The sequence below is a fragment of the Streptomyces sp. NPDC058051 genome, assembly GCF_042885475.1.
Classification (GTDB): domain Bacteria; phylum Actinomycetota; class Actinomycetes; order Streptomycetales; family Streptomycetaceae; genus Streptomyces.
The window spans coordinates 85,542-103,487 of the sequence record NZ_JBHVRW010000023.1 but is presented as its reverse complement, the minus strand read 5'-3'; the positions used below and the strand labels follow the sequence as shown (position 1 = coordinate 103,487).

General features: G+C 68.9%; 17 protein-coding genes. 8 read left to right on the top strand and 9 right to left on the bottom strand.

Annotated features, from left to right (window positions below; genetic code table 11):
* Positions 1-44: 44 nt before the first annotated feature.
* Together ACFVUT_RS29200 and ACFVUT_RS29195 are read right to left on the bottom strand one after the other, a co-directional pair.
* A complete protein-coding gene (locus ACFVUT_RS29200) occupies positions 45-485 on the bottom strand; it encodes a hypothetical protein (RefSeq protein ID WP_389655376.1) in 441 nt (146 codons plus the stop codon).
* On the bottom strand, positions 479-937 hold the full coding sequence (locus ACFVUT_RS29195; RefSeq protein WP_389655374.1) for an ATP-binding protein: 459 nt from the start codon (positions 935-937) through the stop codon (positions 479-481). Before ACFVUT_RS29195 ends, ACFVUT_RS29200 begins: the two co-directional genes overlap by 7 nt.
* Before the next feature lie 207 nt (positions 938-1,144).
* Between ACFVUT_RS29195 and ACFVUT_RS29190 the strand changes: the two genes are divergently transcribed.
* From ACFVUT_RS29190 to ACFVUT_RS29175, 4 genes are all read left to right on the top strand, one after another.
* Positions 1,145-2,005: a helix-turn-helix domain-containing protein gene (locus ACFVUT_RS29190; RefSeq protein WP_389655372.1), complete on the top strand. Its 861-nt coding sequence runs from the start codon at positions 1,145-1,147 to the stop codon at positions 2,003-2,005.
* Entirely contained in the window at positions 2,005-2,241 is a 237-nt protein-coding gene (locus tag ACFVUT_RS29185; RefSeq protein ID WP_389655370.1) for a DUF397 domain-containing protein, read from the top strand. The genes ACFVUT_RS29190 and ACFVUT_RS29185 overlap by 1 nt, the downstream gene beginning before the upstream one ends.
* A gap of 194 nt (positions 2,242-2,435) precedes the next feature.
* Positions 2,436-3,245 carry an SAM-dependent methyltransferase gene (locus tag ACFVUT_RS29180; protein ID WP_389655368.1) on the top strand — a complete coding sequence of 270 codons (810 nt, stop codon included), beginning with the start codon at positions 2,436-2,438 and terminating at the stop codon, positions 3,243-3,245.
* Positions 3,246-3,393: 148 nt separating this feature from the next.
* On the top strand, positions 3,394-3,843 hold the full coding sequence (locus tag ACFVUT_RS29175; protein WP_389655366.1) for a YchJ family protein: 450 nt from the start codon (positions 3,394-3,396) through the stop codon (positions 3,841-3,843).
* A gap of 34 nt (positions 3,844-3,877) precedes the next feature.
* Here the strand turns inward: ACFVUT_RS29175 and ACFVUT_RS29170 are convergent, their stop codons facing one another.
* From ACFVUT_RS29170 to ACFVUT_RS29145, 6 genes are all read right to left on the bottom strand, one after another.
* Complete coding sequence (locus tag ACFVUT_RS29170; RefSeq protein WP_389655364.1) at positions 3,878-5,965, bottom strand: MDR family MFS transporter; 2,088 nt, start codon at positions 5,963-5,965, stop codon at positions 3,878-3,880.
* A 58-nt stretch (positions 5,966-6,023) separates the two neighbouring features.
* Positions 6,024-6,851 (bottom strand): hypothetical protein, encoded by an 828-nt coding sequence (locus tag ACFVUT_RS29165; RefSeq protein ID WP_389655362.1) that lies wholly within the window; start codon positions 6,849-6,851, stop codon positions 6,024-6,026.
* Between the two features lie 218 nt (positions 6,852-7,069).
* A complete protein-coding gene (locus tag ACFVUT_RS29160) occupies positions 7,070-8,284 on the bottom strand; it encodes an acyl-CoA dehydrogenase family protein (RefSeq protein WP_389655360.1) in 1,215 nt (404 codons plus the stop codon).
* 4 nt (positions 8,285-8,288) lie between these two features.
* Positions 8,289-8,762: an SCP2 sterol-binding domain-containing protein gene (locus ACFVUT_RS29155; protein ID WP_389655358.1), complete on the bottom strand. Its 474-nt coding sequence runs from the start codon at positions 8,760-8,762 to the stop codon at positions 8,289-8,291.
* Between the two features lie 250 nt (positions 8,763-9,012).
* Positions 9,013-9,276 carry a hypothetical protein gene (locus ACFVUT_RS29150; protein ID WP_389655356.1) on the bottom strand — a complete coding sequence of 88 codons (264 nt, stop codon included), beginning with the start codon at positions 9,274-9,276 and terminating at the stop codon, positions 9,013-9,015.
* 220 nt (positions 9,277-9,496) lie between these two features.
* Positions 9,497-10,711, bottom strand: coding sequence for a helix-turn-helix domain-containing protein (locus ACFVUT_RS29145; protein WP_389655354.1), 1,215 nt, complete (start codon positions 10,709-10,711; stop codon positions 9,497-9,499).
* A 781-nt stretch (positions 10,712-11,492) separates the two neighbouring features.
* On the opposite strand from ACFVUT_RS29145, the gene ACFVUT_RS29140 reads away from it, so the two are divergent.
* Both ACFVUT_RS29140 and ACFVUT_RS29135 read left to right on the top strand, forming a co-directional pair.
* On the top strand, positions 11,493-12,110 hold the full coding sequence (locus ACFVUT_RS29140; RefSeq protein ID WP_389655352.1) for a hypothetical protein: 618 nt from the start codon (positions 11,493-11,495) through the stop codon (positions 12,108-12,110).
* 139 nt (positions 12,111-12,249) lie between these two features.
* A complete protein-coding gene (locus tag ACFVUT_RS29135; protein WP_389655350.1) occupies positions 12,250-13,749 on the top strand; it encodes a DUF6801 domain-containing protein in 1,500 nt (499 codons plus the stop codon).
* 480 nt (positions 13,750-14,229) lie between these two features.
* Here ACFVUT_RS29135 and ACFVUT_RS29130 read toward each other — a convergent pair whose 3' ends face one another.
* A complete protein-coding gene (locus ACFVUT_RS29130) occupies positions 14,230-15,162 on the bottom strand; it encodes a hypothetical protein (RefSeq protein WP_389655348.1) in 933 nt (310 codons plus the stop codon).
* Between the two features lie 945 nt (positions 15,163-16,107).
* Here ACFVUT_RS29130 and ACFVUT_RS29125 point away from each other — a divergent pair.
* Together ACFVUT_RS29125 and ACFVUT_RS29120 are read left to right on the top strand one after the other, a co-directional pair.
* Positions 16,108-17,091, top strand: a complete 984-nt coding sequence (locus tag ACFVUT_RS29125; RefSeq protein WP_389655346.1) for an ABC transporter ATP-binding protein — start codon at positions 16,108-16,110, stop codon at positions 17,089-17,091.
* On the top strand, positions 17,088-17,942 hold the full coding sequence (locus ACFVUT_RS29120) for an MlaE family ABC transporter permease (protein ID WP_389655344.1): 855 nt from the start codon (positions 17,088-17,090) through the stop codon (positions 17,940-17,942). The genes ACFVUT_RS29125 and ACFVUT_RS29120 overlap by 4 nt, the downstream gene beginning before the upstream one ends.
* Positions 17,943-17,946 lie beyond the last annotated feature (4 nt).

Here is a 17,946-nt window from a genome sequence, read left to right as displayed (position 1 = left end):
CGGGGATTCCTCAGGGATCCCCGCCCCCTCTTCCATGCGCGGTGTCAGGGAGCGGAGATGGCGCGAGGGCCGTCGGAGAGCGCCCACGACGGCTTCACACCACTCACCTGGCACACCATCAGGAAGAGCGGGATCGGCGGGGTGTACGGCATGCGGTTGTCGGGCTGGTGGATCAGCCTCGGCCGTACCGCCGGAACGCACGCGCCCTTCGCGTACGAGGCCTGTGCGGGCCAGTCCAGATCGAGATCGGAGCCCGCGGGCACGATCCACCACCAGCGGTCGGCGTCCGCGAAGACGCAACCGGTGCGCGGCAGATGCGACATCAGCCGGAAGCCGTACCGGGACGGCACCCCCACCGCGTCGCAGCCCAGGCTCGCCGACAGCGCGGGAGGCAGCGGCAATTGGACCGTGCCCGTGTCGGAGGCGGGCCGGAGTTCACGTGAGCGGCGTGCTCCGAGCAGATGGGACATGGCGTTCCTCAGCATGACCGCTCCGAGCCGTGCGGCAGTTCCGCCCAGACGATGCGCCCCGAGCCGTTGCCCGCGTCGCGGGAACCCCAGGAGCTGCTCATCGCGTCCACGAGCAGCAGGCCGCGTCCGTGCTCGTCGTCGGCGGTGCGGCACAGCTGCGGCCCGCCGGGCTGGTGTCCTTGGTCCTGCACGGCTATGCGCAGCCGCCCGTCGAGGCAGCGCAGCTCGCACACGACGCGAGCGCTCACGGTGTGCACCACCGCGTTGGTGACCAGTTCCGAGACGATCAGGACCGCTGCCTCGTGCGTGTCCTCGGTCAGCCGCCACTCGTCGAGCCGAGCCGTCGTCAGCCGCCGTGCACCGGCCACCGACTCGGGGTGCGCGGGCAGCGCGAAGCAGTACCGGAGCGCTTCCGTCCCGGGCCTGAGATCCATGAGCCGGGGGATAAGCGCGCTGCCAGGTGCCACAACCGAATCCTCACAGTGGGGGCTGCGTCACACTCCGCGGTCCCATGTGCATGAGGGCGGTCGTGACTACACGAACTGGTTCACTCACCAACTCTCCCCCTGTCGGGAACACTTGGCAAGGGGCACTCTGAAAAATTCAGAGTGGCAGTGTTCTGGGTGGCCCGCGCATGGCACACTGCTGGCAAACAGCGCATCGGGAGGTCTGAAGTGAGCGAACCGCGGTCCGCCCCGACCGTGGGTCAGGTCGTTCTCGGCAAGCGCCTGCAGGATCTGCGGGAGCGCGTCGGCCTGAGCCGTGACCAGGCTGCCAAGGTGCTGCGGGTCGCACCTGCGACGATACGCAGGTTGGAGACCGCCGAGGTCGCTCTCAAGATCCCCTATGTCCAGCTGCTGCTGAAGGCGTACGGCATCGCCGACGCCGAGGCCGACGCCTTCGTGGAGCTCGCCGAGGAAGCCAACAAGCCCGGCTGGTGGCAGCGCTTCCACGATGTGCTGCCCGACTGGTTCAGCATGTACGTCAGTCTGGAGGGCGCCGCGAGCCTCCTGCGCATGTACGAGCCGCACTTCGTACCCGGACTGCTCCAGACCGAGGACTACGCACGCTCGGTGATGCGCACCGGAGCCGTCGGCCAGACCAGGCCCGAGGACATCGAGCGCCATGTCGCGCTGCGGATGGAGCGGCAGTCCCTGTTGACCAGACCGGACTCCCCGAAGCTGTGGGTGGTGATGGACGAGACGGTGCTCCGCCGTCCCGTCGGCAGTGTCGACGCCATGCGCGGGCAGATCGACCGGCTGCTGGAAGCGACCGAGCTGCCGCATGTGACGCTCCAGATCGCGGAATTCTCGACCGGTCACCACCCGGGCACCTACGGCCCCTTCGTCCTCTTCCGCTTCGGTATTCCCGAACTTCCCGACATGGTTTTCAGCGAGTACCTGACCGGAGCCGTCTACTTCGACGCGCGCCCCGAGGTGGCCTCCTACCTCGAAGTCATGGACCGCATGGCGGCTCAGGCCGCGACTGCACAACGCACGAAGGAAATCCTCCGGGAATTCCGCAAGGAGCTGTGATGGAACCCATATACAACGGCATGCCGGCCGCCGAACTCGGCTCCGAGGGCTGGTCCAAGCCGTGGAGCGGTGGGAACGGAGGCAATTGCGTCGAAGCCATGAAGCTGTCCGACGGAAGAGTCGCCGTGCGCCAGTCCGCAGACCCCGACGGCCCCGCTCTCATCTACTCCCCGCGCGAGATCGCCGCCTTCATCCAGGGCGCCAAGTCCGGCCAGGCGGACTTCCTTCTCACCTGAGGAACCGCATCACCCGCACCGACCGCAGTACCCGTAAGGCCGCATCACCCGCACCGACCGCATCACCTGAAACGCATGGACCGGTGACCCGGTCCGCCCTGACCGACAGCCTCTCCGGCGGATTCCCCGGCGCCGGAGCCCGGCCCCGGCCAGACTCTTGTTGTTCGCCGACCTATGGACCCATGGAGCGTGCTATGACCGGGCAAGAACCCCGAGCCATCGAGATCGACACCAGCAAGCCGCATCCCGCACGGATGTACGACTGGTTCCTCGGCGGCAAGGACAACTACCCGGTCGACGAGCAGATGGCCCGGCAACTGCTGTCCGTGGACGCCAGGGGACGCGACATGGCCCGCGTCAACCGGGCCTTCATGCACCGCGCCACCCGGTGGCTGGCCGAGAGCGGCATCCGCCAGTTCCTCGACATCGGCACCGGCATACCCACCGAGCCGAACCTCCACCAGATCGCCCAGCGCACCGCCCCCGACGCCCGCGTCGTCTACTGCGACAACGACCCGATCGTCCTCGCGCACGCGGCGGCCCTCCTGCGCTCCACCCCGCAGGGCGCCACCGAGTACATCCAGGTCGACGCCCGCAGGCCGGAAGTCATCCTGGAACAGGCCGGCGAGGTCCTCGACTTCCGCGAGCCGATCGCGCTCTCGCTGCTGGCCCTGCTGCACTTCCTGGACGACGAGGACGGCGCGGCCGAACTCGTCAACAGCCTGGTCGAGCGGCTTCCCTCCGGAAGCTACCTCGTTCTCTCGCAGACCACCGGGGACTTCGACCCCGAGGGCGCGGCGCAGGCGTCCGCCCTGTACAAGGCCCGCGGGATGACACTGCGTCTGCGTTCGCACGCCGAATTCTCCAGGTTCTTCGACGGACTCGACCTCATCGAGCCGGGTGTCACCCTCTCCGCGGACTGGCACCCGGAGCTGGGCGAGGTCGTCGACGTCGCCGGGGACGAGCCCATCCCGGGCTACGCGGGCGTGGCCCACAAGGCCTGACGGCCCGGCGGACGTTGCCTGCTGACGCGCCTTGCCGGGCGCTCTCCCTCACCGAGGGGTCTCCGCCCGGCGGGCCGGCTCCCCGTGCGTCCCTCCGCCGCGTCCCCCCGGCCCGCCGGGCCGGGCGGACGCGGGCGACAATGGACGCATGTCACGACGCACCACACGCCCGAAGCGGTCCGCCACCGGCGGAGCGCGGCCTTCCGCGATCACCGCGCAGTCGCCGTGCCCGTGCGGCCTGCCCGCCACCTACGCGGACTGCTGCGGTCGCCTGCACGCCGGGACCGCAGCAGCACCGACCTGCGAGGCGCTGATGCGCTCGCGGTACACCGCCTTCGCGGTACAGGACGAGGCGTATCTGCTGCGCACCTGGCACCCCGACACCCGGCCGCCCGCCGTGGACTTCGATCCGGGGACGCGCTGGGTGCGGCTGGAGATCCTGGACACGACGGACGGCAGCGCGTTCCACACCACGGGGACGGTCACCTTCCGCGCGCACTGCACGGACAACGGCAGGCCGGACTCGCTCCACGAGAAGAGCCGCTTCGTCCGGTCCGGGGGCGCCTGGGTGTACGCGAGCGCGGTCTTCGCCGACTGACGGAGCCGCGTGCCGGGCCCTGCCCGCTCAGAGGTCACCCGACAGGCTCTCGGACGGCCCTCGCCCGCGACCTCTCCGGGGAGAGTTCCTGCGTCAGGTCCTCCGCCAGCAACCGTTTGGCGATCACGTCCACCGCCGCGCGCAGCCGCCGGTCGTCCGGGCGTGCCCCGTGCTCGTCCAGGCGCTCGTTGAGCCACCGCGCCCACGCGGAGGTGATCGCCGCGGCCTCCCGGCTGCCCGCGGCCGTGTGGGTGAACACATGACCGTCGCCGGTGAGGAAGCCCTCCTCGATCATCCGGTCGAAGACCGGCACCAGCACCTCGGGCGGAACCCGGTGCCGGGTCGCGATCAGGTTCAGACTCGCATGGCCGACCATCCGGGTGAACAGCTCGACCTGCATGACCGCCCAGGCCCCCGCCATGTCCAGCCGCGTGTCCGAACCCGCGGTGATCCGCCGGGCCGTGTCCGGTCCCACCTGGTGCAGGATCTTGGCCACGGTGAATTCCAGCACCTTGGCCGAGTCCCCGTCGCTGGGCTGGGCGAAGCCCTCACCCATGTCCGTCGAGCCGACCCGTGCCGTGTCCCGGAGCTTCATCTGCTTCAGGAAGAGCGCCACGACGAACCCCAGGAGCGCCACCGGCACCGTCCACAGGAACACGGTGTGCAGCGTGTCGGCGTACGCCTGTGCCAGTGGCGCGGACTGCGCGGCGGGCAGACGGTGCAGCCCCTCCGGGCTCTGCGCGGCCTTCGTCAGCACGGCGGGGTCACCGCCCGCCCGTGCCGCCGCGGCGACGCCGTCGGTCAGATTCGGCTTCAGCGCGTTGGCGTAGATCGTGCCGAACACGGCCGTGCCGAAGGAGCTGCCGAGCGTACGGAAGAACGTCACGCCCGACGTCGCCGTACCCAGATCCGAGTAGTCGACGGTGTTCTGCACGGCGATGGTCAGCACCTGCATGGACAGTCCGATGCCGACGCCGAGCACCAGCATGTACAGCGACTCCAGCCCCACACCGCTGCCCGGACCCATCAGGGAGAGCAGAAACAGCCCCACCGCCATGACGAGCGAGCCCACGACGGGGTAGATCCGGTACCGGCCCGTCCTGGAGACCATGTTGCCGCTGAAGATCGAGGCGCCGAGCAGCCCGATGACCATCGGCAGCGTCCGCACGCCCGAGATGGTCGCCGAGTCCCCGTCCACGTACTGCAGATACGTCGGCAGGAAGGTCATCGCGCCGAGCATGGCGAAGCCCACGATGAAGCTCAGGATCGAGCAGACGGTGAACACCGGATTCTGGAACAGCCGCATCGGCAGCATCGGTTCCTTCGCCCGGAACTCCACGAGGCAGAAGACGGCCAGGGCCACGACTCCGGCCGCGAAGAGACCGATGATGACGGGCGAGCCCCACGCGTACTCGTTGCCGCCCCAGCTTGTCGCGAGGATCAGCGCGCTCGCGCCGACCGTGACCATCGCGATGCCCAGGTAGTCGATCACGGGCCGCCCCGCCGCCTTCACCGACGGGATCGTCCGAGCGGCGGCGATGACCACCACGATCGCGATCGGCACATTGACGTAGAACGCCCAGCGCCAGCTCAGGTGGTCGGTGAAGAGCCCGCCGAGCAACGGCCCGATCACCGTCGACACCCCGAATACCGCGCCCATCGCACCCTGGTACTTGCCGCGCTCACGCAGTGGGATCACATCGGCGATCAGCGCCATCGAGGTGACCATCAGCCCACCCGCGCCGATGCCCTGCAGCCCGCGCCAGACGATCAGGAGCGTCATGTTGCTCGCGAGACCGCACAGGAAGGAACCGGTGATGAAGATGATCGCCGACAGCTGGAAGATGATCTTCCGGCCGAACAGGTCGCCGAACTTGCCGGCCAGGACCGTCGCCACCGTCTCGGCGAGCAGATACGCGGTGACCACCCAGGACATATGGGCGGCGCCGCCGAGATCCGAGACGATCGTCGGCAGCGCGGTGCCGACGATCGTCTGGTCCAGGGCCGCCAGCAGAATTCCGAGCACGATCGTCGCGAAGACGATGTTCCTGCGGCGGGGATCGAGAACGGGCGGCGCGGCGGCACTCTGCGCTGCGGGGGCGGTCTCGCTGGCAGTGGTCACGTCTGCACGCTCACACGGGCCCGCGACTCCCGCATGTGGGGGACGGCCGAACGGGCCGTCAGGCCAGCAGATCCCGCAGGGAAGCCTTCAGGCGGGTGACGAACGCCGCCCGCACCGGCTGCGCGACGCGGTCCAGCGAGAGATACGGATTCAGGTCCTCCAGCTCGACGAGCAGCAGTTCGCCCGCCGCGGTCCGGCAGGCGTCGACCCGCTGGATACCGTGGTCGAGCGTGTTCCAGTCCACGAAACTCCGGGCGAACTCCAGATCCGCCCCGCTCGGATCGTACGGCTCCAGCACCCACCGCCGCTCCGGATCCGGTGCGTACAGCGCGTACTGGAAGTCGTGGTCGATGAAGTAGAACGACACCTCGTAGCGGAAGTCGATCCGCGGCTGGACGAGCACCGTGCCGTCCTCGCCCTCCGGCAGCGCCACCTCCTGCACGAACCGCAGCCCGACCGAGTCCGCCCCCAGTTTCGGCTTGACCACGTACTCCGCGACCGCGGGCAGCAGCCCCAGATCCGCTGTCCGGTCCACCGTGGGGATCACCGGATATCCGGCCCGGCTCAGATCGACCAGATACTGCTTGCCCGCCATGTCACCCCGGCCGTTGAGCGGGTTGTAGACGCGTACGCCCTGCTCCCGGGCCCGCGTGCGGAAGGCGTCGTACGCCTCCTGGTAGTGCAGCACCGGACCGCTGTTGCGTATGACGACCGCGTCGAAGCCGTCCAGCAGCGCGGCGGCGTCCAGGGGGTGGCAGAGCGCGACGTCGAACTCCTCGCGCAGGCGTGACGTCAGATGGATGTCCTCGTCGCAGTAGCGGCGGCCTCTCGCCTCGTAGGCGAGGTCGGTGACGAAGAGGACGGACGGGCGCGGGCCGACGGGCATGACGTTCCCCCATGGGGCGTGGCGGCGGACAGTGGGTCGTTGACGTCGACGGCGCCGCCCGGCGCGGGCCGGGGCGTCATGAGGTCCGCCCCGGACGAGCCGGCCGCACAGCGATCGCTGTCACGGCCCGACACTCTCATGTCCGCCGTAGCCGGTCCCCACCCGGTCGGGGCTCCGGGCGCACGGGCCGGCGCGGACGGCGCCCGCGCCGGGGGTGATCAGCGGATGTGGCGCCCGGAGATCGCCCGCGCGATCACCAGGCGCTGGATCTCGCTCGTCCCCTCGAAGATCGTGTAGATCTTGGCGTCGCGGTACATCCGCTCCACGGGATGCTCCCTGCTGTACCCGGCGCCGCCCAGGATCTGGACGGCCTTCTCGGTCGCGGACACGGCCAGTTCACCCGCGCGCAGCTTGGACATGGAGCCCTGTCCCGCGTCGAAGCTCCGGTCGTTGCGTGCCATCCAGGCGGCCTGCCAGATCAGCAGCCGTACGGCTTCGATCTCGGTGCGGAGGTCGGCCAGCGCGAACGCGATCGACTGGTTCTCGATGATCGGCCGGCCGAACGCCTCGCGCTGACCCGCGTACTCCAGCGCGTACTCGTACGCGGCGCGGGCGATGCCCAGCGCCTGGGCGCCGACGGTCGGGCGGCTCACCTCGAAGGTCGCCATCGCCGCCTGTCCCTTGGCGTTCGTCCCCTCGCGGGCCCGGGCCAGCCGGGCGTCGAGCTTCTCCTTTCCGCCGAGGAGGCAGTGTCCGGGCACGCGGACGTCGTCGAGGAAGACGTCCGCCGTGTGCGAGGCGCGCAGGCCGAGCTTCTTGATGGTGCGGCTCGCCGCGAGGCCGTCGGTGCCGGGCGGCACGATGAACGCGGCCTGCCCCCTGGAGCCGAGCGACGGGTCGACGGAGGCGACGACCACATGGACCTCGGCGATGCCGCCGTTGGTGATCCACGCCTTCTGGCCGGTCAGTACCCACTCGTCGCGGGCCTCGTCGTAACGGGCCCTGGTCGTCATCGCGGAGACATCGGAGCCGGCCTGCGGTTCGGACACGCAGAACGCGGCGACCTTCGGGTCGTCCTCGTCGCCGTAGCACTGCGGCACCCATTCGGCCAGCTGGTCCGGGGTGCCGGAGGCGAAGATGCCGGCGACGGCGAGGGAGGTGCCGAAGAGCGCCATGCCGATTCCGGCGTCGCCCCAGAACAGTTCCTCGTTGGCGATCTGGAGGGAGAGGCCGGAGGGGTCGCCGTACATGTCGGCGAGGGACTCGAAACCGTACAGGCCGATCCGCGCGGCCTCCTGGATGACGGGCCACGGGGTCTCCTCCCGGGCGTCCCACTCGGCGGCCGCGGGGCGGACGACCTGGGCGGCGAAGCCGTGCACCCAGTTGCGCAGATCCTGCTGCTCCTCGGTGAGCGCGAGGGAGAAATAGCTCATGGGCTCAGACCTTCGGGATGTCGAAGTAGCGGGTCAGCCCGGAGGCCAGCGAGACATCGCCGGCGACCTTCAGCTTGCGCATCATGAACATGGTCACGGGATTGCCGTTGCCGGAGACCAGTTTGAGGAACTCGGTGTCCCCCATCACCAGCGTCGTGCGCGGTTCGGCGTCGGAGCGGCCCTCGCTGACGGTGCAGCGGCCTTCGGCGATCGCGGTCTCGAAGACCACCTCGCTGTCCCCGGTTATCTTCCACCGGATCAGTGCCTTCAGCTGCCCTGCCGCCTCCGGACGGAACTGCTGCTTCATCCGGCCGAAGACCTCACCGAGTATGCGCAGGCGCAGTTCGCCGTGCATGACCTCGCCGAGCTGCTTGGCGGACAGGCCCTTGACGATGCGGGCGAATTCCGCGGGGGAGACGGCCGCGAAGTCGAGCCCGGCCAGTTCGTCGGTGAGGTTGCCGCTGCTGTTGTCGGCCACGCCAGTTCCTTACTCCAGAGTAAACTTACTTTTGAGTAAGGTACGGGCCGTGCCGCGCCCTCCGCAAGACGGGCGCGCCTCCTCGCCAGGAGGTCACGAGCCTTCGTGCGTCGTGGGGCGGGTGCGGGCCTTCGCGGGTAGATCCCGCCTTCGTGAGGCGGGTGCGGCCCTTCGCGTGGCAGGCGTGGGCCTTCGGGGGGCAGGTGCGGGCCTTCGCGGGGCAGGTGCGGGAGGAGGGGAGGCCGGCGGGTCACCAGGAGTCGTCGGGGCGCACCGGCAGCCGGGGGTGGTGGGCGGCCAGGACCTTGTTGGCGCGGGCCAGGGCGGAGAGTGCCTGCTCGCGGTCGGCCTGGTCCTCGACGCAGAGCCGGGGGCCGCGGAACCTGCGCACCTCGCGTGCGGCGCAGTCGGCGTCGAACTCCGCCTGCAGGATGTGCGGCGGGGTGCAGGATCCGATCAGCGCGGCGACCCGGTCCGGGATCGGCACGGGGACGAGGAGGTGCGAGGCGGTCATGGGGGGTTCCCTCTCGGATGGTTGGCCAGGAGGCGGTTCTTGGCGCAGCCGCCTGGTGGGCGGCCGACTTCTCCATGTGTACGGGACGCCATTCCGGGTTTCTCGTTGAGAACGTCTCCGTGTGGCAACCGTTTGGGAGTGACCGGTCTTTTTCCCTTACCCGTAAGTAAGTTGACTCCGCGTGAGGTACGTGCTCGGGTCGGAATCCCCGCTGCGCCGATCAGAGTGGTGTGTCGTTGCTGCGGGCCCGCAGCTGCATCGCGCGGAGCACGGCCTCGGTGGAGAACCGGGACTCCGGGTCGACGAGTTGCTCGCCGAAGATGGATTCCAGATTGCGCATCCGGTAGCGGACGGTCTGCGGGTGCACGTCGAGCAGCTCGCCCATCTGGGCGGCGGTGCCGCGGGTGTCGAGCCAGATCCGCAGGGTCTCGATCAGCCGCTCCCGCCGGTTGACGCTGATGCCGGCGATCGGGGCGAGTTCGCGCCGGGCGAGCTGGTCGAGGAGGACCGGGTCGGAGAGCAGCCACAGGGTGATCAGGTGGTCCTCGCAGAGGATGACGGGTGCGTCGTCGATCGCCCCCGCGTCGACGAGTTCCAGCACGCGACGTGCCCAGCGGATCGAGTCCGATGCCAGGGCGGCGGGAACGGTCAGGCCGATGGCTGCGTGGGTACCCGGGAGCGCGTGATCAAGCATGCGTCTTCGCATCTCGTCGAACGGTCCCGGGATCAGTAAGTGCGGCTGCGGGTCGGTGAAGTCGACGAGGACGTCGCGGTCGGCGCCGAGCCGCCCGAGGTCCGCCGACGGGCGCACCGCGACGAGCGTCACCTCGTCGGGCATCACCCAGCCGGTCTGCTCGCAGAGTTCGGCGATGGCGGTACGGGGCACGGGCCGGCCGGCGAGTATCAGATGCAGCAGCCGCCGCCGGAGCGTGTCCGTATGGTCGCTGGAGGCGGCCCTTACCTCCAAGTAGCCCTCGCGGGACAGCGCTTCGAGCTCGTCGACGTAGGAGAAGAGCGCGTCGGCGAAGGTGAGCATCATCGTGGGGGAGAGGTTGTAGCGCCGGCCCACCTTCTTCGCCCGGCGCAGCGCGATCCGGGCGCCCAGTCGGTACGCGCCCTGCAACTGGTCCAGACCGCGTCCCTCGTACGCCTCGAACCTGCCGAATCTGCGGCACATCTCGTCGCGCAGGGCGGAGGGAGAGGCCGGCTCGGCGACCTGGTCCACGAAGACGGAGATGCTCTGCTCCACGCCGACCCGGATGCCCTGCCCGTAGGGGCCGTCGAGCAGTCGCGCGTACTCGGGGTAGGCGCGGGTCACCTCCAGCCCGATCTCCTTGATCAGGCTGGGGAGTTCGGGCCGTACGATCGCGGCGAACTCCTGAGGCAGTGGCCCCAGCGGTTCTCCGAGGTCCGAGGATTGTGCGACTCCCGGCATGCCTGTACCCCTTGCTCTCCGGCGCCCGATGGGGGTGGGCCGTGGGAGGAGCGCTCCCAGGCCTTCAGGTGCGTACCAACGTGGCTGCTGAAGATAGTCCACGCAGGGGCCCGTGGAACACCGTCGTGACAGCACGAGATGCAAGGGGCACCTATTCCCGTGCCGGGGCCGGGCCGCTCCTCTTCCGGGCCGGCCACGGATCCGGCGGACGGAGTGGGACCGCAATCAGGTCCGGCAGTCAGTGGCAAGGAATTCCCGGCCGACCGGGAATCCCTGTGCGGCCGTCACCGGTAATGGGGAGCGCGTCGCGATCGGTATTCCGGTGGTAATTCGACTGTGTGGGGGCGGTGAAGTCAAGGGCCCTCGCTCCGGTGGCCGCGCAGTGAACCGATTGAACCGATCGGGGCCGGATCCGTCTCCCGACAGGGGCCGTGACGTGGGGAGTTGCCGAGATTCCCGGCCGCCGACCGGCCGATCCGGCGACTGCGCGCCACACTGTCGCCGGGCCCGAACCACTCACTTCTGGATAAGAATCGATGATCCCGTACTCGCCCCGGAACAAGTTATTGCCCGGCGGATGCGCTTTCGGAGATTCTTCGTCCCGAGTGTTGCGGTGCAACATTACTCGCCCGTAGCGTCATCGCCGAACGCAAGTGGTCGAGCAGTCGGTCAGGTCGGACTGCCACTTCTCTGTCCTGTGACCCCGCCCCGGGAGCTCCGCCGAATCCGGCCGGAGGCGAGCTTCGGCACCGGGTCATACATCCTGAAGGGATACGGATCCGTGAACACCCTTGCTCGCAGAGCCGCAGTTGTAACCGCCGCCCTCGGTGCGGCCATCGGAATGACGGTGTCGGCGGCCTCGGCCGGTACCGCGGCGACCTGGACGGTCGCGCCGTCGGGGGCCTACACCGCGCACGCCGACTTCCCGACCCTGGAAGTGCCGTTGGCGTCACTGGAGTGCGCATCCTCCGACGTGACGGCCGGCGTCCTCCAGGCGTCGAGCTCCACCGGTAACGGCATCGCCAACATCAACAACATCATCTTCACCGACTGCACGGTCGGTGGCATCCCCTTCGATGTCACGATGAAGACGACGCCGTGGCTGATCAACGCCGTCCAGCCGAACGCCTCCAACGCGAACTGGGTGGACGGCACCGTGAGTTCCATCTCGGCCCACATCTCCGGAATCGGCTGCAGTGCCGACTTCACGGGTAAGGTCTACGGGCGCTACCAGAACAACACCGGTGACCTCGTCATCGACGGCACGGGCGTCGAGCTGGTCGCGTCCAGCGCCAGCTGCCTCGGACTCATCAACAACGGTGACGTGGCCAGCTTCAACGCCTCGTACCACGTGAACGTGACGTCGACGGGCACGTCGCCGACGATCACCACCCCGTAGTACCGGACAGCGCACGGGTACGGGCCGATGGCGGGCGAATGCTGCCGCCGTCGGCCCGGCCTTCTCGTTTCCGGCGCCGTGGGCGACGGCGCCGCAGCAGAACAGTCGCAGCACGCACGAGGTGGAGGACAGCGTCGGCATGAACATGAAGTCACTCGTGGCGGGCGGCAGGCGGTCGATGCGGCTCGCCTCGGTCGCGGGCGTCGCGCTCCTCGCCGGGCTGCTGTCCGGACCCGGATCCGTCGCGGAAGAAGGCACGAAGCCGGTCACCCTCGCGTACGACTGCGGACCGAAGGACGGGACCGCGGCGGCCACGGTCGAGGTCTCGGTGGAAGTCCCGGCCACGGGCGATGTCGGCCGGCCCGTGCAACCCGGGCCCGCGACAGTCGCCGTGACGCTGTCGCGGACCGATCTCGACGGGCTGCTCCCGGCCGGCACCGAGGCGGTGGTGAGCACGGCGGCGCTCACGGTGGAAGTGGCGCAGAACGATCAGTCGGTCCAGGCGCAGTGGGCCGACCTCGGCGCTCCGGGCACCCCGCTTGCTTCCGACGGCACGGTGAGGATGGTCCACTCGGGCGAGGTCCCGTCGGTGACGGTGGGATCTCCGGGTGAGGTCCGTTTCACCGCAGGGGAGTTGACGGTCACGCTGCGCTCCGCGACGGCCCTGGGCCAGGAGAGCGAAGCGGCTCCGGCAACGCTGACGTGCGAACCGGAGAAGGGGCAGGACGGACGTCTTGCGACTGTTTCGGTGCCGGGCGGCCCGGATGCCGATGCGTCCACAACACCCGACCCGGCGGAAAGCGGCGACTCGGGCGAGAAGTCCGCGGAAGGCATCATGGTCGAGCCGGAGGACACCCCGGCCGAGGACGCCGATCCCTGCCCGGTCGAGCCGGCCACGGGGGAGATGGACGCGAGCGAGGCCCCGCAGGCACCTCCGGGCGATCCCGTCAGGGAGACCGATGTGCCCACGGGCGGAACCTTCGGTTGCGCCTACGCGGTCGGGATCGCCAACGTGAGCAAGCTGAACGGGGCCATGATCATCAACGATCCCGCCCGCACCCCGGCAATGATCAGCGTCATGGCGATCAAACACACCGCGAATCGTGCCGCCAGCGCCAAGGGCGGTGCCTACACCCGACTCGACTCGCTCGGGAACCTGAAGCTTCCGGATGCCGAATCGACCTTCTTGACCTTCGGATTCCAGCCGGTCAGCGCGAAGGTGGAATTCGAGAACGGCCCGATGACCATCTCCACCGGAAACATCGGTACCGGCGCCCAGAGAATCGCCTTTTCCACGGCCTTTTTCATGCAGTCCTTGCGTCTCCACGACGTGAAGGTCAATGGAACTCCCCTGGACGTGGGAAGCAATTGCAGGACCGTCAGACCCTTCAAGGTGGTTCTCAACGGCGGGGCGAAATATGTCAATGTCTACTCCGGCGGCCTGTTGGAGGGGGAGGTGGACATCCCGCCGTTCTCCGGCTGCAGTTCGGGTGACGAGAATCTCGACGCCTTGTTCACGGCATCCATTTCGGGCCCGGGGAACCTGATCAGCATGAACCAGGGAACGACATGCATTCCGAGTTCGCCCAACAACCTCTGCCCGCCGACCATGCCGAAGATGCCGGGCACGAAATCGTGAGCGCCTGACCTGCCCGCACGGCCGGCCCGCCTGACCTGCCCGCGTCACCTGCCCGGCGTTCCGCCTGACCTGCCCGGCGTTCCGCGTCCCGCGGAACGCCGGGCAGGACGCGTGTCCTGCCCCGCGTGACGGTCAGTGTGTCCGTCGGTGCGACGTACACCGGCCGGGACGCCGATGTGTCCGCCGGTGTGATGACGTGCACAGGCCGGGACGCGGATGCCTCCACTCGCGTGCGTGACGGCCTCACGGCCGTCATCGTCGGCGCCCCGCAGGTAGTCCGATCCCTGCCGGTAGTCCGACCCCCGCCGGCACCCCCGCCGGTAGCTCGCCCCGCCGCAGGCAGTGTGCCCTCCGCGGTAGCCCGACCCCCCGCGTCGCCGGAGCGCTCCTCGTCCGTCCGCGCACGTCCACGCCCCGATGGGGCCACCTCCGCACAGGAGAGTGGCCCCACCGGGGCGTCGGGCAGGGAACGGCCTGTGGCTACTGGGCCGCCGAGTGCCAGTACTGCGACAGCAGCTTGCCCGCGTCGGGGGCGACGCTGCCGGGGTTGTTGATCGTCGCGACGTACGTCTGGGCGTCGTTGAGGGCCACGTTGTTGTTGCCCGAGGCCGCGGGCAGCCCGGTCTTCAGGTTCACCGCCCAGTTGAGCAGGCCCAGCCCGCAGCCGCCGGCCCCCGGGACCGCGTACGTCGTGTCGTTCTGGGTGGCGCCCAGGAGGCTGATCCGGCCCATGGGACCGGCCGCGTCGGTGGTGCCGTCGCCGGCGAACTTCTGGGTGCCGACGGTCGGGCGGGTCAGGTTCTCCGGACGGAGCAGGATCGGGTCCGAGGCGGAGCCGATGTAGCAGGAGTTGCCGAGGAACGGGTTCTCCAGGTGGATCCTCACCGGCAGCGTGACGATCGGCTTTCCGGTGGTGGTACCCGCCAGGAGCTGGAAGTCGGTGGGGTTGTTGACGGACTCGATGGTGGCGGTCACCCGGTTCAGGCTGACGTCCGTCAGCTGGTTGCAGATGCCGGTGATCACGGGAATGTCGCTGGGGCACATCAGGCCGAGCAGACCGCCGGGGATCTGGGCGGAGTCGGCGACCAGGGCGCCGCCCTGAGGTGAGACCACGGTCGTCCCGCCTCCCGGATGCGTGACGACCCCGATCTGCAGGTCGCTGGCGCCCACCGGGACCACGGTGTTGCCGAGCTTGATGGAGCCGCTCGCCGAGTGGGAGGAGACGCAGGTGGCGGTGTCGGTCGCCCCGTCCGCGGCCAGCATGGCGGGAGCGTCCACCGGGCAGCGGTTGAAAGGCGCCCAGTTGCCGTTCAGGGTCGTGGCCGCGGTGGCCGACCCCATGGACGCGAAGGCGGCAAGTGCGGTGAAGGAGGCGAGCAGCCCCACACGCGCCCGGTTCGAACCAGATCTCATGTCTTCCCCTTTTTTGAGGCAGCCGTCGTCGAGGCGGCCTGGTGAACCCGGAATTGCTCGGTCTGCCTGCGACGCCCCGAAGCCGGTGCGCGGCGGTCATGAAGTGAGGGGTGCGCAGATCATAGGTGTGCGATATGCGGGTGCTGGGGTCCTGAGCGAGCAAAGATGGTGCGGACTTCCCATTCACCGAGCCGTGAGGTTACTTGCGGGAAACACTGGCGCACAATCCCGCTGTTTGAGAATCTGCCGCCGCATACGACTTCTCGTCCGCGGGTGAGTACGGCATCAAGCCACCTTGTCACGTCGTGCGTACGGCCCGGGGGCGGCACGTGCCCCGTCGTCGTGCGTGCCCGTTGCGGAATTGACGCCCCTCCTGTGCGTTCGCGCCGGTCCGGGCGGTCGTCGGGCGGTCGGCCGTGATCGTCGGTGCGCCGGCACGTGAACTTCGGGAATTATCACTTGTCGATAGATTCCTCATGTCCGCTGCTCAGACACTGCAAAGAAAACGGCGGCTCGACGCGGGCTCGCGAAAACTTGGAGAACTTGTATTGCGGGGCAGGTTACCCGGCCGTAACGTCGCCCTCGTCGGCAACGCGTCCGGTGCGTCCGGAGATTGCTCACCCGTCAGAAAGGGACTCCTGTCGCGGCCCCCCGCGCCGGGATTCCCCGTCCGGGAGCTCTCAGCCCCGAATCGCCACACGGGCCGAGCTCTCATTCCGGGATCCCACGGCTCGGGCCCCCCTGGGCCGCGGGATCCCGGCCTGCGCCGACCGTGGTGCGTACGCAGTTCTTCACAAGGTTTGAGTGAAAGTTTGTCACTGGATGACAAGCAGGCCGGATGTTCGCGAATTGGCTGTTCAAGGGCTTGTCCTGGCGGTCTTGGTGAACTTAACGTGCGCCCCTCGGCGCACTTCTGTCACTTCGTGAGCGCATGCAGGAGGTGGGATGGGAATCGAAGTAGTGGTCGAAGGCCTTACCAAGTCTTTCGGCAAGCAGAACATCTGGCAGGATGTGTCGCTCACGCTCCCCGCCGGCGAGGTCAGCGTCATGCTCGGCCCTTCGGGTACGGGAAAGACCGTCTTCCTCAAGTCCATCATCGGCCTGCTGAAGCCCGAACACGGCCGCGTTCTCATCAATGGCGTCGACATGGTGAACAGCCCCGAGCGGGACATCATGGAGACCCGCAAACTCTTCGGGCTCATGTTCCAGGACGGTGCCCTCTTCGGGTCGATGTCGCTGTTCGACAACATCGCTTTTCCCCTGCGCGAGCACACCCGGAAGAAGGAATCCGAGATCCGCCGCATTGTCATGGAGCGGATCGACATCGTCGGGCTCCTCGGTTCCGAGGGGAAGCTGCCGGGCGAGATCTCGGGCGGCATGCGCAAGCGGGCCGGTCTCGCCCGTGCGCTCGTCCTGGATCCGCAGATCATCCTCTGCGACGAGCCGGACTCGGGGCTCGACCCGGTCCGCACCGCGTTCCTCTCCCAGCTCCTGATCGACCTCAACGCGCAGATCGACGCCACGATGCTCATCGTCACCCACAACCTCGACATCGCGGCGACCGTCCCCGACAACATGGGGATGCTGTTCTGCCGCAATCTCGTCACCTTCGGGCCGCGCGAGGTGCTGCTGACCAGCGACATGCCCGTCGTCTCCCAGTTCCTCTCCGGGCGCCGCGAAGGCCCCATCGGCATGTCCGAGGAGAAGGACGCCGCCACGCTCGCCGCCGAGCAGCTGAGCGGCAGCGGCACCGCCTACGGCCCGAGGACCGTCGTACCGCAGCTGGAACCCTCGCCCGGCATGCCGGTCCGCCAGGCCGTCCTGCGCCGTCGGGAGCGGGTCCTCGGCATGATGGGCCAGCTCCCGGAGGCCGCCCGCACCGCCATCATGAACAGCTACACCCCGGCCACCGGCGGTGCACACCCGTGACGGCCGAGATTCCGGTGCGGCCCCCCGAGCCGCCCGCCACCGATGCGAAACCCCCGCAGCCGGCCCCGGTGCAGAAGCAGCCGACGAGGCTGCTCACCCCGCTGCGCGAAATCGGCAAACTGTTCGCGCTCGCCCTGGCCGTGAGCCGCGCGGTCTTCCGGAGGCCCTTCCAGGTACGGGAGTTCATCGAGCAGTTCTGGTTCATCGCCAGCGTCACCATCCTGCCCGCCGCCCTCGTCTCCATCCCGTTCGGCGCGGTCATCGCCCTCCAGGTCGGCTCGCTCACCGAACAGCTCGGCGCCCAGTCGTTCACCGGCGGCGCCAGCGTCCTCGCCGTCATCCAGCAGGCCAGCCCGCTCATCGTGGCGCTGCTCATCTCCGGTGCGGGCGGCTCGGCGATCTGCGCCGACCTCGGGTCGCGGAAGATCCGCGAGGAACTCGACGCGATGGAGGTCATGGGCGTCTCGCCCATCCAGCGTCTCGTCGTCCCGCGTGTCCTGGCCACCATGTTCGTGGCCGTCCTGCTCAACGGCCTGGTCTCCGTCGTCGGCACCCTGGGCGGCTACTTCTTCAACGTGATCATGCAGCACGGAACCCCCGGCGCGTACCTCGCCAGCTTCTCCGCCCTCGCTCAGCTGCCCGACCTCTACATCAGCGAGTTCAAGGCACTGATCTTCGGCTTCATCGCCGGCATCGTCGCGGCCTACCGGGGGCTGAACCCGCGCGGCGGCCCCAAGGGCGTCGGCGACGCGGTCAACCAGTCCGTCGTCATCACCTTCATGCTGCTGTTCTTCGTGAACATGATCCTCACGGCGATCTATCTTCAGATCGTCCCCGCGAAGGGGAGCTGAGAGA